This window comes from Curvibacter sp. Hmag1.1 (assembly GCF_059769165.1).
Genome location: NZ_JBMBGX010000002.1, coordinates 724700 through 737215, shown reverse-complemented (window position 1 = coordinate 737215; position 12516 = coordinate 724700). Strand labels below are relative to the sequence as shown.

At 61.2% G+C, this 12516-nt stretch carries 15 protein-coding genes and 1 pseudogene; 5 read left to right on the top strand and 11 right to left on the bottom strand.

Translation table 11 applies throughout. The features are described 5' to 3' along the window. Nucleotides 1–15: 15 nt before the first annotated feature. Nucleotides 16–522, top strand: a complete 507-nt coding sequence (locus tag ACOAP0_RS03925) for a hemerythrin domain-containing protein (RefSeq protein WP_498375508.1) — start codon at nt 16–18, stop codon at nt 520–522. On the opposite strand, the gene udk is transcribed toward ACOAP0_RS03925, so the two are convergent. The 6 genes from udk to ACOAP0_RS03895 all read right to left on the bottom strand — a co-directional run bounded on the left by udk (nt 519) and on the right by ACOAP0_RS03895 (nt 3527). Continuing rightward, complete coding sequence (gene udk / locus ACOAP0_RS03920) at nt 519–1160, bottom strand: uridine kinase (RefSeq protein WP_498375509.1); 642 nt, start codon at nt 1158–1160, stop codon at nt 519–521. The genes ACOAP0_RS03925 and udk overlap by 4 nt on opposite strands. A 50-nt stretch (nt 1161–1210) precedes the next feature. After that, nucleotides 1211–1495 (bottom strand): hypothetical protein, encoded by a 285-nt coding sequence (locus tag ACOAP0_RS03915; protein ID WP_498375510.1) that lies wholly within the window; start codon nt 1493–1495, stop codon nt 1211–1213. An 81-nt stretch (nt 1496–1576) separates the two neighbouring features. Then, a complete protein-coding gene (locus ACOAP0_RS03910) occupies nt 1577–1921 on the bottom strand; it encodes a HepT-like ribonuclease domain-containing protein (protein ID WP_498375511.1) in 345 nt (114 codons plus the stop codon). Then, the gene (locus tag ACOAP0_RS03905) at nt 1911–2219 is read right to left on the bottom strand and encodes a nucleotidyltransferase family protein (protein WP_498375512.1); all 309 of its coding nucleotides are present in this window, start codon (nt 2217–2219) and stop codon (nt 1911–1913) included. Before ACOAP0_RS03905 ends, ACOAP0_RS03910 begins: the two co-directional genes overlap by 11 nt. A gap of 23 nt (nt 2220–2242) precedes the next feature. Next, entirely contained in the window at nt 2243–2569 is a 327-nt protein-coding gene (locus tag ACOAP0_RS03900) for a hypothetical protein (RefSeq protein ID WP_498375513.1), read from the bottom strand. 22 nt (nt 2570–2591) lie between these two features. After that, nucleotides 2592–3527 (bottom strand): DUF6929 family protein, encoded by a 936-nt coding sequence (locus ACOAP0_RS03895; protein WP_498375514.1) that lies wholly within the window; start codon nt 3525–3527, stop codon nt 2592–2594. Nucleotides 3528–3773: 246 nt separating this feature from the next. Here ACOAP0_RS03895 and ACOAP0_RS03890 point away from each other — a divergent pair, with 246 nt between their 5' ends. The 3 genes and pseudogenes from ACOAP0_RS03890 to ACOAP0_RS03880 all read left to right on the top strand — a co-directional run bounded on the left by ACOAP0_RS03890 (nt 3774) and on the right by ACOAP0_RS03880 (nt 6343). Beyond that, nucleotides 3774–4388 (top strand): TetR/AcrR family transcriptional regulator, encoded by a 615-nt coding sequence (locus tag ACOAP0_RS03890; RefSeq protein WP_498375515.1) that lies wholly within the window; start codon nt 3774–3776, stop codon nt 4386–4388. Nucleotides 4389–4501: 113 nt separating this feature from the next. Beyond that, nucleotides 4502–5314 (top strand): annotated as a pseudogene (locus ACOAP0_RS03885) (oxidoreductase). 27 nt (nt 5315–5341) lie between these two features. Beyond that, the gene (locus tag ACOAP0_RS03880; RefSeq protein ID WP_498375516.1) at nt 5342–6343 is read left to right on the top strand and encodes an NADP-dependent oxidoreductase; all 1002 of its coding nucleotides are present in this window, start codon (nt 5342–5344) and stop codon (nt 6341–6343) included. A gap of 112 nt (nt 6344–6455) precedes the next feature. Here ACOAP0_RS03880 and ACOAP0_RS03875 read toward each other — a convergent pair whose 3' ends face one another. The 4 genes from ACOAP0_RS03875 to ACOAP0_RS03860 all read right to left on the bottom strand — a co-directional run bounded on the left by ACOAP0_RS03875 (nt 6456) and on the right by ACOAP0_RS03860 (nt 10555). Next, nucleotides 6456–6995 carry a DUF924 family protein gene (locus ACOAP0_RS03875; protein ID WP_498375517.1) on the bottom strand — a complete coding sequence of 180 codons (540 nt, stop codon included), beginning with the start codon at nt 6993–6995 and terminating at the stop codon, nt 6456–6458. 73 nt (nt 6996–7068) lie between these two features. Beyond that, nucleotides 7069–7884, bottom strand: coding sequence for a GIY-YIG nuclease family protein (locus ACOAP0_RS03870; protein ID WP_498376100.1), 816 nt, complete (start codon nt 7882–7884; stop codon nt 7069–7071). Between the two features lie 62 nt (nt 7885–7946). Further along, nucleotides 7947–8705, bottom strand: a complete 759-nt coding sequence (locus tag ACOAP0_RS03865) for an endonuclease/exonuclease/phosphatase family protein (RefSeq protein WP_498375518.1) — start codon at nt 8703–8705, stop codon at nt 7947–7949. A 26-nt stretch (nt 8706–8731) separates the two neighbouring features. Continuing rightward, entirely contained in the window at nt 8732–10555 is a 1824-nt protein-coding gene (locus tag ACOAP0_RS03860; protein ID WP_498375519.1) for a glutamine--tRNA ligase/YqeY domain fusion protein, read from the bottom strand. 128 nt (nt 10556–10683) lie between these two features. Here ACOAP0_RS03860 and ACOAP0_RS03855 point away from each other — a divergent pair, with 128 nt between their 5' ends. Then, complete coding sequence (locus tag ACOAP0_RS03855; protein ID WP_498375520.1) at nt 10684–11610, top strand: GGDEF domain-containing protein; 927 nt, start codon at nt 10684–10686, stop codon at nt 11608–11610. Nucleotides 11611–11636: 26 nt separating this feature from the next. Here ACOAP0_RS03855 and ACOAP0_RS03850 read toward each other — a convergent pair whose 3' ends face one another. Continuing rightward, complete coding sequence (locus ACOAP0_RS03850) at nt 11637–12515, bottom strand: hypothetical protein (protein WP_498375521.1); 879 nt, start codon at nt 12513–12515, stop codon at nt 11637–11639. Nucleotide 12516: the final 1 nt, after the last annotated feature.

Genomic DNA, 12516 nt, shown 5'->3' with positions numbered 1-12516 from the left:
ACCTTGGAGGCATTCATGACCCGCACCGCCGAACAGCCCGCTTTTGACGCTCTGGACGTTTGCCACCGGCAGATTCAGGAGTATCTGTTGGCCCTGAAAGGCTTGTCTGCGCGATTGGCCACGCATGGGGTGGACGATGTGGTGCGCGCCCAAGCCGGGGCCATTGAGGCGTTCTTCTCCAGCACCTCGCGCGAGCACCATGCAGAGGAAGAAGCCAAAGTCTTCCCTGCGCTGCTGGCCAGCGACAAGCCCGAGCTGGCCACGGCCGTGCGCACTTTGCAGCAAGACCATGGTTGGATCGAAGAAAACTGGCTGGAGCTGGCCCCACGCTTGCGGGCCATGGCCTCAGGCCAAGGGTGGATCGATGAGGCCGAGTTTTTGAACTACGCCGACGTTTTTGTGGCCCTGATGGAAGGCCACATCGCGCTGGAAGAAACGCTCATCTACCCCGAATCCAAAGCCCGCTGGGCACAAGCCGTGGCCGGCCGGCTGAAGCGGCTGGATGCCGCGCAGGGCGCTTAGCCGCGCTCCAGGTCCTGAATCAGGGTCTTGACCTTGGTGGTGATGATGTCCACCGCGGGGTCGTTGGCGCCGTGGGGCAGGATGACGTGGGCGTGCCGCTTGGTGGGCTCGATGAACTGCTTGTGCATGGGGCGCACGGTCTCCAGGTACTGCGCGATCACGCTCTCGGTGCTGCGGCCGCGTTCGGTAATGTCGCGCTGCAGGCGGCGGATAAAGCGAACGTCGGCGGCCGTATCCACAAAGATCTTTAGCGACATCATCTTGCGCAAGTCGGGGTCAAACAGCGCAAACAGGCCTTCAATCACGATCACCGGCGCCGGGTTCACCACCACGGTGGTGGGGGCGCGGTTGTGCTTCACGAAATCGTAGGTGGGCATATCAATGGCTTCGCCGCGGCGCAGTGACTGCATGTGCTGCACCATCAGGGGCCAGTCGAAAGCGTCGGGGTGGTCGTAATTGGTTTTGACGCGCTCCTCGGGCGAGAGGTGCGTTTGGTCGCAGTAGTAGTCGTCCTGGTACACCACCGAGGCCATCTCGGGGCCGATGGACGCCAGCACCTGGCGCGTGACGGTGGACTTGCCACTGCCACTGCCCCCGGCAACGCCGATCACGAAAGGTTTGTTATTGGTTTTAGGCATGGGGTGTTCCGGTTCCGTGACGACAAAGCGCGCTATTTTACGAGCGGGGCCTATGGGCCCACTGCAAGTAGTCGCGCGCTTACCTCGGTGGCATCGGGCGCGGTGAACTGCATGTTGTGTTGATCGGTGAGCGGGCCCCCACCGGGCTCCATGCCGCCGGCCGCGTCGTAGCCCATGGCCTTGAACTTCCAGACAGCGCCAATCTTCTTGAGCGAACCCACATGCGCGCCATCGGCCGTGTGCACGGCCAGCACGTCGGCGTTGACGGGCAGCAGCTGCAAAGGGCCGGCCACAGGGCCATCGGGCAGGTGGATGAACTTGGGGGTTAGAGCCATTACTCGGTGTTCGCTACGGATAAAAAGCAGTGCTAGCGCTCGTGGAATATGCGCGAATAGCTACAAAAAGCGTAGCGCTGGCTACTGGAGTTCGTCCAGCAGTTTTTGCACTGATGCAAGCAGTGGAGGCAGAGCGTTCTGCGAAATGTTCCACACGGTGCTCACGCTGACCGTGGCATAGCCATGGATCAGCTGGTTGCGGAAGGCCACGATTTGGGGCAGATCGGGAATGCGTGAAGCCAAGGCTTCATCAAGTTTGGACAACTGGTTCAGCGCTTCGCCAATGATTTCAAACTTGCGCTCCACCGCAGCCTGTGCCATTGCGTTGCCCATGTAGGCGGCAACATCCAACCCGGCAGTGAATGACTGAATAGCCAAGGCAGCTTCGCGGACGTCCCACAAGAAGGCGCGCGGGTCACGCTGCATAAATAGCTTCGCGATTTCCGTTAATGCTGGCCAGCACGTAGGGGTTGCGGATGGCGCTAGGTTCTACCAAGTCCACCCCGCGTCCTAGCAAAGCTTCCAGGTCTGCCTTAGCGCCGTAAAGCGCCCTAAGCCCTGGCTGCACACCCGGTGCGAATTCCACCAAAAAGTCTGCGTCGCTGCTTAAGGGGTCAAAGTCCACCTCGCGCGCTGCCGAGCCAAACACCTCCAGGCGCTGAATCTGATAGCGCTGGCAAATGGCGGAGATGCCGGTACGGTGTTGAGCAATAGCGGGATGCATGCGTGGGAGTTTACTGGAGGGACCTAAGCCTGCCAAACCCCGAACCCGGCGGATTGCAGGTCTATGGCGACTTCTATTTCTTTGTCTACCGCGTCGTCGTAGCTCATGGGGTTAAAGCCCTCGTACAAGTCGGGCAGCAGGCGCAGGCCGTATTGCTGGGCGAAGCGGTTGGCCTGGATGCCGGCTTTGTGTTTGTCGAAGCGCACATCCGGGTCCAGCCCGGTCATGCCCACGTACACGCAGGGCTTGCCGTCCACATAGCCCGGGTTGTTTTTGCGAAAGCGGGGCTCCAGCAGCACGTCTTTGTGCAGCTCAATCACATAGACGTGGTGGTGCTTGCGGCGGGCCATGGGGCGTGTTGCTTTTGCGCCGTTACAGCACCCAGTGCGTTTGCAGCATCTGTGCGGGGGTGCGGGGCTCGTCGGGGTCGGTTACCAGGGTGATCTGCCAGCCACCGTCCGCGGCTTGGGCGGCAATGCCTTCGACCTTGGGGGCGCCTGCCAGCAGCTGCAGCTTTACCTGCCCGTCGGGGGTGACGATGCCAATGGCGGAGCCCACGCAGGCGCCGTCGTGGTAGCTGTCGTCGGTGCTTTCGGCCACGGCGCAAAAGGCCCAGGCGCCGCCGTGCAGGGGCGTGCCATCGGTCAGGCTCAGGGGCACACCGTCCACCTCGCCCAAGTCCATGGTCTGCACTTCGTGGGGGGAGGGCGGCTGGGGCTGCAGGCCTGCCAACCAGGGGGCAATGTGGTTCCACTCGTAGCGAATGCACGCGCTCAAGGTGTTGCCCTTGTTGCCCCGCTGCAGCAAGAGCAACTCGTTGCCCAGCAGGAAAGCGCCCTCAATATTCAGGTCTGCAAACCGCTCGCGCAGCGGCGCATACAGCGGCGCCAGATCGACGGTGTCCACCTGCCCAAGCGGAGTTCCCTGCGCATCCAGCGGCAGCAGCACAGCGGTTTCACGCTGCGGCTTGGAGCCAGACCCCAAGGCCAGCAAGGCCCCGTGGGCGTGGCCGGGCAGGGGCAGCAGTTGGGCCAGGGTTTCGAAGTCGGGTTTGGCTTTTTTGCGCGCGCCCTTGTCGTGCGGCAAGTCGCCGTCCAACAAGCGCAGCAGCGCGCCGGGGGCGTGAATGGCGCTGCTGTCAAACACGCCCAGGTGCACCTCGTCGTCGGCCACCACATACAGGCGATCACCCACGCGCACCAGGCCGCTGGCCGCACTCAAGTGCGCCACACCGCGCGGGTGGTCTGCCGGGTTGAGCGTTAGCTGGCGCAGCAGCTGTGGGGTGAGGATGGGGTGGGCTTGGGGCATGCGGCAGTATAGAGCGCGAGACGGCCTTTTCTAGGCGAAATATGCCTGTAGCGCCCGTGGAATATGCGCTAGCAGCTACCAAAAGCGTAGCAAAACTGCTGCAGAAAATATTTGGCGAAACCCCGGTCTGCTGACCGCGAGCCCAGATTTCCTTGTGGCTTGCAGCGCCGGCTTCTTAACGACCTGCCGTTTGCTGGGGACCCGAGCGGATTCGCGTGCCGCTAGACAAGCGGAATAAATATTTGTATGATGAGCATCATGCGAAACGAAAGACTCAACGCCAGAGCTGCCGCCAAAGAAGAAACCCACGCCCGCATTGTGGCGGTGGCCGCGCGGGCCATTCGTCGCAGTGGATATGACGGCACGGGCGTTGCAGACATCATGAAGGAAGCGGGTCTGACCCACGGCGCTTTCTATGCGCACTTCGACTCCCGCGAGGCCATGTTGGCCGAAGCTGCGGGCCAGGCCTGCGCCGAGTCGGCTGACGCTATTGCCGGGGTGGTGGGCAGCGTGCCCGCTGACAAGACTGTGGAGGCCATGTTGCGCGCTTATCTGTCCAAGGAGCACTTGGACAATACCGAGGTCGGCTGCCCTCTGGCGGCATTGGGGTCCGAGACCTCGCGCCAGGCGCCCGACGTACGCCGGGTGACCACCCGGCACATCAAGGCAATGGTGGACCTTGCCGCCCGGCAATCCCCTGACTGGGGCCAGCCCGCTGCACATGAGCGCGCCATGGTCACTGTGGCCACCATGGTCGGCGCCTTGCTACTGGCGCGCGCGGTGGACGAGCCTGCGCTGTCTGACAGCCTGCGCGAAGCCGCGCTCCAGCATTTGCTCACCACCACCACGACCACTTCCTGACAGACACAAGGCACAACCATGACCCGCATATTTTTCGCCTTTACATATGACGACCGTCATGTGAAATGAATTTCAACCCACTCACCACTCACCTATCCACAAGGAATAACACCATGACTCTCCAGAAAAAAATCGCGCTGGTTACCGGCGCTTCATCCGGCATCGGCGAGGCCACAGCGCAGCAGCTTGCGCAGGCCGGCTACCAGGTGTACGGCACCAGCCGGCGGGGTGGCACTGCCAAAGGCGGGTCGTTTGCCATGCTGCCCCTGGATGTGACCAGCGATGCGTCGGTAGACGCCGCTGTGCAGCAACTGATGAAGCGCGAAGGCCGCATCGACTTGCTCGTCAACAACGCGGGTTTCGGGGTCGCGCCCGCTGCGGCTTAAGAAAGTTCGCTCGACCAAGCGCAGGCCATCTTCGACACCAACTTCTTTGGCATCGTGCGCATGACGCGCGCCATGGTGCCGCACATGCGAGCGCAGGGCAGCGGCCGCATCATCAACATCGGCTCGGTACTGGGCTTTTTGCCCATGCCTTACATGGCGCTGTATTCCGCCACCAAGCACGCCGTGGCGGGCTACTCGGAGGCGCTGGACCATGAGCTGCGCACGCTGGGCATCCGCGTCTCTGTGGTGGAGCCGGCGTATATCAACACGCCGTTTGAAGCGAACCTGATGCAACCCGACTCGCCTCTGGAGGTGTACCGCGCCGTTCGAACTAGTGTGGACAAGCGGGTGAAACAGGTGGTGGTTAACGCAGACGGCCCCGAGGTGGTGGCCGAGATGGTGCTCCAAGCTGCGCAGGCCGCCCGCCCTAAGCTGCACTACACCCCGGGCCTTGCCAAGCGCATGCAACTGCTGCGCCGATTCGCCCCCGCCAGCGTGCTCGATGCCGGTGTGCGCAAAGACCTGCGTTTGCCCGCCTAACCCTAAAGACCCACACAAGGAATCACCATGAAAGCATTTGTTCTCAACGGCTATGGAAAGAAACGCGCCCTGAGCCTGGCCGACATACCGCCCCCGGAGTTGCGTGACGACGAGGTGCTGGTGCAGGTGCACGCTGCGGGCGTCAATCTGTTGGACTCCAAGATCCGCGATGGCGAGTTCAAGCTCATCCTGCCGTACCGCATGCCGCTGGTGCTGGGGCACGACGTGGCCGGCGTGGTGGTGAAAGTAGGCCCGCGGGTTCGGCAGTTCAAGGCGGGCGATGCAGTCTATGCACGGGTCGATGACTTCCGCATCGGCACCTTCGCCGAGTTGGTTCCGGTCAAAGAAACCTCACTGGCGCACAAGCCCGAGGGCCTCACCATGGAAGAGGCGGCGTCCATCCCCCTTGTGGGCCTGACCGCCTGGCAGGCGCTGGTCGAACGCGCCCAACTGAAGAAAGGGCAGAAGGTCTTCATCCAAGCCGGTTCTGGCGGCGTGGGCACCTTCGCCATCCAGCTCGCCAAGCACCTAGGCGCCACAGTGGCCACCACCACCAGCACGTCCAATGTGCCCTTGGTGAAGGGGCTGGGCGCAGATGTGGTGATCGACTACAAAACGCAAGACTTCGAAGACGTGCTGAGCGACTACGACGCGGTCTTGCACAGCCAGGACAGCAAGGCGCTAGAAAAATCCCTTCGCGTGCTCAAGCGTGGCGGCAAGCTGGTGTCCATCTCCGGGCCCGCCGATCCTGCGTTCGCCCAGCAGATCGGGGCATCAGCGCTGGTCAAGCTGGTTATCCGCATGCTCAGCGCCGGTGTGCGGCGCAGGGCCCGCGCACTGGGTATCGACTTTTCGTTCCTGTTTATGCGAGCCAGTGGCAGCCAGTTGGGTGAGATCACCCGCCTGATCGACGCGGGTGCCATCCGACCGGTGGTCGACAAGGTATTTCCGTTCGAGTCCACGAACCAGGCCATGGCCTACGTGGAGTCAGGGCGCGCCAAGGGTAAGGTCGTTATCAGCGTTAAATGATGCCGAGTCGTTGCTGGTAGTTCTAGGCCATTTATGCATCAAACCGGCACTTAGCGCCCGTCGAATATGCGCGAGCAGCTACCAAAAGCGTAGCAAACCTGCCGCCGCAAACCTAGAACGAAGACCCCGGCTCACTCAAGAAAGCCAGCTCCTCAGGCGTGGAGGTGCGGCCCAATAGGGCGTTGCGGTGGGGGTAGCGGCCGAAGCGGTCGATGATCTCTTTGTGGCGCAGCTCAAAGCGCAGAGTGTCTTCCATGCCCGGCTGCGAAAACAGGGCCACGGCTTGCGCGTGCACCAGCGCGGACTCGCTGTGCATGTAGGGCATGTAGGCAAAGCTGCGCTGCGCCAGGGGCAGGCTGCGGTCCTGCCCGCTGGCCACCAGCTCTTGCGCCAGCACCAGAGCCAGCGCGTCCTGCGCAAAGGCGCGGGCGGTGTCGCGGTACACATTGCGCGAGAACTGGTCCAGCACCAACACCTCCGCCAGCCGCCCCTCGGGCGTGGCGCGCCAGGCAAACAGCTCACACCGCGCCGCAGCCTCCAGCGTGGCGCCAAAGCGGGTGTGGATGGCTTCGTCCAAGGCAGCGTCCTTTGCGAAGTGCTGCTTGGGGGTTAGCTCGGTGAACCAGAAGTGGAGGATGGATTGGTGTTGCATAGATCAAGTGTCACGTGCAATTGCGTTCTAGCCAGCCAACTAAGTGAAAGCGAAATAAGCGTAAAGGTCGGCCTTACTCGGACTCTTTTACGGTCTGGCGTTTGACCTCGTCTAAAGTTTTTCCCCTCGAGTCTTTCCACTCGACCCAACCGTTGGCCGAGCGGCCTTGGAGCGCTACAGCCGCCAAACTGGGGCTTGAAAACAAGTAATCGCGAGTAAGGAGCACTCCATCACCTTCAACAATGAGGATGCCTTCATCTAGTAGCTTTTGTCGAAATCTCTCGTTGGATCTGCCTTTGATCGAAGCTACGTTTTCAATGCGACCGCGAGAGCCTTTGTGAACTACGAAACCTTCTGATGTGTATTCGCCTACGCCATCCGCTCCAGAGCCCCTGCAATAAAACAACTCTTTCTCGCCTTTTGCACTGGGGGCATTGGTCAGGGGTTCAAAAATAGGTTGCCCCAGAGTCGCGAGCAAAGTCGCAGCAGTCTCATGTATTTCGTGGCAGTCAGCCTGAAGCGGCGCAGGCGTATAGGGTTGTGAACCGGTGTTTCCGTTTTCTAGACTGTATCGTCCAGCCTTGGTTGCCTCTGCTATGGCGATCCATTCAAGAAAGAGCGCATGGGTTTGCGTCATGCTATTCGTTAGCGATATGACCACCATGGCCCGGTTCCAAAAGTCCTTCCCTTGGTTGTGCTGCACCAATCTGTTGCCAACGTTGCCCGACTGGCCGATATAGGCTCGTGGCAATCCAGCCTCTGACAGCTCACCCATTAAAAAATAAACACCTACCTGCTGCGCCTCTGGCATTTTCAGGAAGTCGGCAAGTTGGCTACGCGGCACTTCGATCACCCGGACGATGCGCGTTGTAATTTCAGCCACCCTCATTCCGCGTGGATCGCCTGCAGGAAGAAAAATTTGGATAGTTTGGGGACGCATCGATGGGTAAGTCACAGTTTGTTGGAGATCGTAAGTGAAACTGGCATGTGATCGCTGGAGTTGAGCCAAGCGCTTGAATCGCCTACGTCTAGGCGGGCTTGGTCCAATAGGTCATCAGACACGAATACATAGTCGATGTGATAAGCCTTCTCAACGTTGCGGTGGAGAAAGAAGGTTGGCGTACTCTCCTGTCCTTGAGCCTCACCAGTTTGTCTGTGATACGCGCTTTGCAGTCCGATAGCTCTTAATTCCTCAACCACGTCTGAATGGTTCCACCAACGATCTGGCTTGTCCCAAATACTGTTGCTATTGAGGTCCCCAAGCAAGATTGTTCTTTCTTGTCGGAGCTGGGCTCTGTGAATCTGCAGGTATTTCCAAAGTTGACCGATGTAACTAAATACATCGGCTCCTTCTGCCTTTGTCCAAATCCCCAAAAATTTGAAATCTTCGTTCAGAGTGAACGGAAGGAACAGCTTGAGGTCCGCAGTTGACCAGCTTGTTGACGAATTGCTGTTGATGACACCTGCTTGCTTAAAAGTTCCAAACCACTCTGTCAATTTCACGGTGTTGCCCTTTTTGGGGAAGACGCCTAAACCCTTGTTCTTTGACGTTCCAACCCAAAGGTACGAACCGGCCCATTCTCTGAAGACATCCGTTGACTGAGCAGGATCCTCGCACTCCTGTATTACATAGACATCCGCATCAAGTGTGTCCAGTTGCTCTGTTTTCTTGCGAAGCGCCCCATTGCAATTCCAAGTGACAATTTTCATGGGGCTTTAAAAGGGTCTGTTGAGGTTCACTTCCCCCAAGAATCCTTCAACCCCACCGCCAAGTTAAACACCGGCTTGTCCGCCTTGTGATCCACGCGGTCGGCCACAAAGTAGCCGTGGCGTTCAAACTGGAACTTCTGGTCGGGCTGCGCGTTGGCCAGTGATGGCTCCACGATGGCGGTTACCACCTTCAGGCTGTTGGGGTTCAGGCTTTCCAGGAAGTCTTTGCCGCCCGCGTCGGGCTGGGCGTCGCTGAACAGGCGGTCGTACATGCGCACTTCAGCGTGCACGCCGTCGGCCACGCCCACCCAGGTGATGGCGGCTTTCACCTTCACCAGGTCGGCGCCGGGGGTGCCGCTCTTGGTGTCGGGCACTACGGTGGCCAGCACTTCGGTAATGACGCCATTGGCGTCTTTGGTGCAGCCGGTGCACTCGATCACGTGGCCGCCCTTCAGGCGCACCTTGTTGCCGGGGAACAGGCGCTTGTAGCCCTTGGGGGGCACTTCTTCAAAGTCTTCGCGCTCGATCCACACTTCTTTGCCGATGGTGAAGTGGCGTACTGGTGATTCGGTTCCCTCGGGCGGCTGGGGCAGGGCGGGCATGCTGCACGCGTCCAGATAGGCGTCGCCACCTTGGGCGGCAAACACCTCGCCCCAGTTGGTCAGCACCAGCTTTACGGGGTTCAGCACGGCCATGCCGCGGTGGGCGGTGTTTTCCAGGTCTTCGCGCAGGCAGCCTTCGAGGGTGCTGTAGTCGATCCAGCTGTCGCTCTTGGTCACGCCAATGCGCTCGGCAAACAGTTGGATGGCGGCGGGTGTGTAGCCACGGCGGCGCAGGCCCACGATGGTGGGCATGCGCGGGTCGTCCCAGCCGCTGACCTTGCCTTCGTTCACCAGCGCGGCCAGCTTGCGTTTGCTGGTAATCACATAGGTGAGGTTCAGGCGGGCAAACTCATATTGCTTGGGCGCGGGGGCAGCCAGCAGGCCGCTCTCGCACAAGCGGTCCATCAGCCAGTCGTAAAACGGGCGCTGGTCTTCAAACTCCAGCGTGCAGATGCTGTGGGTGATTTGCTCCAGTGCGTCCTCAATCGGGTGCGCAAAGGTGTACATGGGGTAGATGCACCAGGTGTCGCCCGTGTTGTGGTGCGTGGCGCGGCGGATGCGGTAGATGGCCGGGTCGCGCATGTTGATGTTGGGGCTGGCCATGTCGATCTTGGCGCGCAGCACCATCGATCCATCCTCATGCTTGCCGTCGCGCATTTCGCGAAAGCGGGCCAGGTTTTCAGCGGGCGTGCGGCCCCGGAATGGGCTGTCCACACCGGGCTTGCCGAAGTCGCCACGGTTCACGCGCATTTGCTCGGGCGTTTGCTCGTCCACATAGGCGTGGCCGGCTTCAATCAGCGCCTCGGCGGCGCGGTACATAAAGTCAAAGTAATCGCTGGCCTGGTAGGGGGCCACGCTGTAGTCGCCGTGGCTGCCGTTCCAGTCAAAGCCGAGCCACTTCACCGCGTCGATGATGCTGTTCACATACTCGGTGTCTTCTTTTTCGGGGTTGGTGTCGTCAAAGCGCAGGTGGCACACGCCACCATAGTCGCGCGCCAGCCCGAAGTTGATGCAGATGCTCTTGGCGTGGCCTACGTGCAGGTAGCCGTTGGGCTCGGGCGGAAAGCGGGTGCGGATTTTTGCGGGGTCGGGCTCGCCGGAAGCGTGGTGTGCGGCGTCGCCGGGGGTGCCGGCCCAGCGGCGTTGGGCGTAAGTGCCTTTTTCCAGATCAGACTCGATGATCTGGCGCAAAAAGTTGCTGGGCTTGACGGAATCAGTAGCTGTGTTCGCGGGGGTGGGGGTGCTCATTCGGTGATTTTAGACGCCGCATCTGCGCCGCCTGGGTTCCGCCGTGCGGCAGGGGTGTGAAGTGTCGGGGTGGATGTCTAAAATCGGCGCCACAACAATGATTTCTGCCCTCACAAGGGGCGCAACGTATGGCACACATCTCGGGTATCGCGGACAGCGTTTCGCTGGTGGCGCATTTCGCAAGCTTGTATGAGCATTCCCCCTTGCATGTGGTGCTGTACGACCCGCAAGACATGGTGCGCTATGCCAACCCCGCGCATTGCACCGATTTCGGCATGGCAAGGGATGCGGTGATGTCGTGGTCCGACATGATGCGCCACAGCTACCAGAACCAGGTGGGCGCCGCCATCAACACCGACGACCTTGAGGCCTGGCTCGTGTCTGCCAAGGCGCGCCGGGGCAAGCTGCCGTTTCGCACTTTTGAGACGGACCTGCGCAACGGCCGCTGGATGTACATCACCGAGACCATGGACGACCAGGGCTGGATGCTGAGCGTGGGCTTTGACATTACCGCCCTGCGCGCCAACGACCGGTCTTTGCGCCAGGCGCGCGATGGTGCTTTGCGTGCCGCGCAGGTGGACACCCTCACCGGGGTGAGCAGCCGCGCACACGTGCTGGAGCAGCTTGACTTGCGACTGAACCAGCTGCGCAGCACCCAGCAACCTTGCGGGCTGGTGCTGCTGGACCTGGACTACTTCAAGAAGATCAACGACACCTACGGCCACACCGCGGGCGACGAGGTGCTGCAACGCTTTTCGCGCCTGGTGGTGGGCACGCTGGGCCGCAACGATGGCTTCGGGCGCATCGGGGGCGAAGAGTTTTTGCTGCTCTTCCCCATGGTGACTGCACCCGAGATGGAGGCCAAGGTGCAGGGCATTCTGGAGCTGGTGCGGGAGTCTTCCCCCCTGCCCGAGGTGCCGCGCTTTCACCATACCTGCTCTGCCGGCCTGGTGATGCTGGACCCGGCCCTGAGCGCCATAGAAAACATGCGCAACGCTGACCGCGCACTCTATGCCGCCAAAGGCGCAGGCCGTGACCGGCTGATCTGGGCCTGAGTCCGGCCCGGTGATCTGTCGGCCGCTCAGGGGGCGGGTGGAACAATCTCACGCACGGAGGGCAGTGCAAAGTCCATGCTGCGGTAGCCATCCATGCGCAGGGTGGTTTGCCAGCCGCCCCAGTCGGCCAGGGTGTCGTAGTGGCGGCCGGTGCGTTTGCCTTGCACATCGGTGTATTCGCTGAGCAGCTGCCAGCCGTTGGCGGGGCGGCCTGCCGCGTCAAAAGGTGTAGTGTCCAGGTAGAGCTGGTTCAGCACTTCGCCGGGCACGCCGGGGCGGCTGTAGCTGATGAGCTTGAGGCCATACCACTGCCCGGGCTGCAAGGCCACGTCCAGCAGGGGGCGCAGCACCACGTAGTCGTACAGCGGGTGGGTAAGCTCTTTGGCAAAGCGGGTGATGCCGCTGGGCCCGCCGGGGCCGAAGGTCATCATGGTGCAAGAGGCAGCGTCGCCATCTTTCTCGCTGTGGTGGCCACCGCGGATCTTGAGGGTGACTTGCGCATTCAGCGGCGTGAGCGGCTCATGCACCCGCACATACACCGTGAACTCCTGGTTGCGCACGTCTTGCGGGCTGCTGAGGTAGCCACGCTGCGTTTTCCAGTTGAACTGTTGTTTGCCGCCGCTGGCAAACAGGTGCAGGCGCGCGGTGTAGCCCTTGCCGCCGCTGCTGTAGGTGAGCGGGGTGGCAGGCAGATTCCAGAAACGCAGTTCACCCTCTTGCGCGGCGGTGGCGGCTGCTTTGTAGTCAAAGCCGAAGCGCTTGTCGGTGTTGGGGTTGCTGCCGCCGGGCTGGGTGGGCAGCAGGGATTGCACACCATCTGCATCCAAAGCATTGCCATGTGCGGCTGCGCTTGCGCCCAGCAGGGTGGCTAGCAACAGGGTGGCAATTGCAGGGTGGTGGCGCATA

Bases quoted from the DNA above. Each gene is read 5' to 3' on its own strand.
- ACOAP0_RS03925 (WP_498375508.1), top strand. From the start codon at position 16: ATGACCCGCACCGCCGAACAGCCCGCTTTTGACGCTCTGGACGTTTGC.
- udk (WP_498375509.1), bottom strand. From the start codon at position 1,160: ATGCCTAAAACCAATAACAAACCTTTCGTGATCGGCGTTGCCGGGGGC.
- ACOAP0_RS03915 (WP_498375510.1), bottom strand. From the start codon at position 1,495: ATGGCTCTAACCCCCAAGTTCATCCACCTGCCCGATGGCCCTGTGGCC.
- ACOAP0_RS03910 (WP_498375511.1), bottom strand. From the start codon at position 1,921: ATGCAGCGTGACCCGCGCGCCTTCTTGTGGGACGTCCGCGAAGCTGCC.
- ACOAP0_RS03905 (WP_498375512.1), bottom strand. From the start codon at position 2,219: ATGCATCCCGCTATTGCTCAACACCGTACCGGCATCTCCGCCATTTGC.
- ACOAP0_RS03900 (WP_498375513.1), bottom strand. From the start codon at position 2,569: ATGGCCCGCCGCAAGCACCACCACGTCTATGTGATTGAGCTGCACAAA.
- ACOAP0_RS03895 (WP_498375514.1), bottom strand. From the start codon at position 3,527: ATGCCCCAAGCCCACCCCATCCTCACCCCACAGCTGCTGCGCCAGCTA.
- ACOAP0_RS03890 (WP_498375515.1), top strand. From the start codon at position 3,774: ATGATGAGCATCATGCGAAACGAAAGACTCAACGCCAGAGCTGCCGCC.
- ACOAP0_RS03880 (WP_498375516.1), top strand. From the start codon at position 5,342: ATGAAAGCATTTGTTCTCAACGGCTATGGAAAGAAACGCGCCCTGAGC.
- ACOAP0_RS03875 (WP_498375517.1), bottom strand. From the start codon at position 6,995: ATGCAACACCAATCCATCCTCCACTTCTGGTTCACCGAGCTAACCCCC.
- ACOAP0_RS03870 (WP_498376100.1), bottom strand. From the start codon at position 7,884: ATGAGGGTGGCTGAAATTACAACGCGCATCGTCCGGGTGATCGAAGTG.
- ACOAP0_RS03865 (WP_498375518.1), bottom strand. From the start codon at position 8,705: ATGAAAATTGTCACTTGGAATTGCAATGGGGCGCTTCGCAAGAAAACA.
- ACOAP0_RS03860 (WP_498375519.1), bottom strand. From the start codon at position 10,555: ATGAGCACCCCCACCCCCGCGAACACAGCTACTGATTCCGTCAAGCCC.
- ACOAP0_RS03855 (WP_498375520.1), top strand. From the start codon at position 10,684: ATGGCACACATCTCGGGTATCGCGGACAGCGTTTCGCTGGTGGCGCAT.
- ACOAP0_RS03850 (WP_498375521.1), bottom strand. From the start codon at position 12,515: ATGCGCCACCACCCTGCAATTGCCACCCTGTTGCTAGCCACCCTGCTG.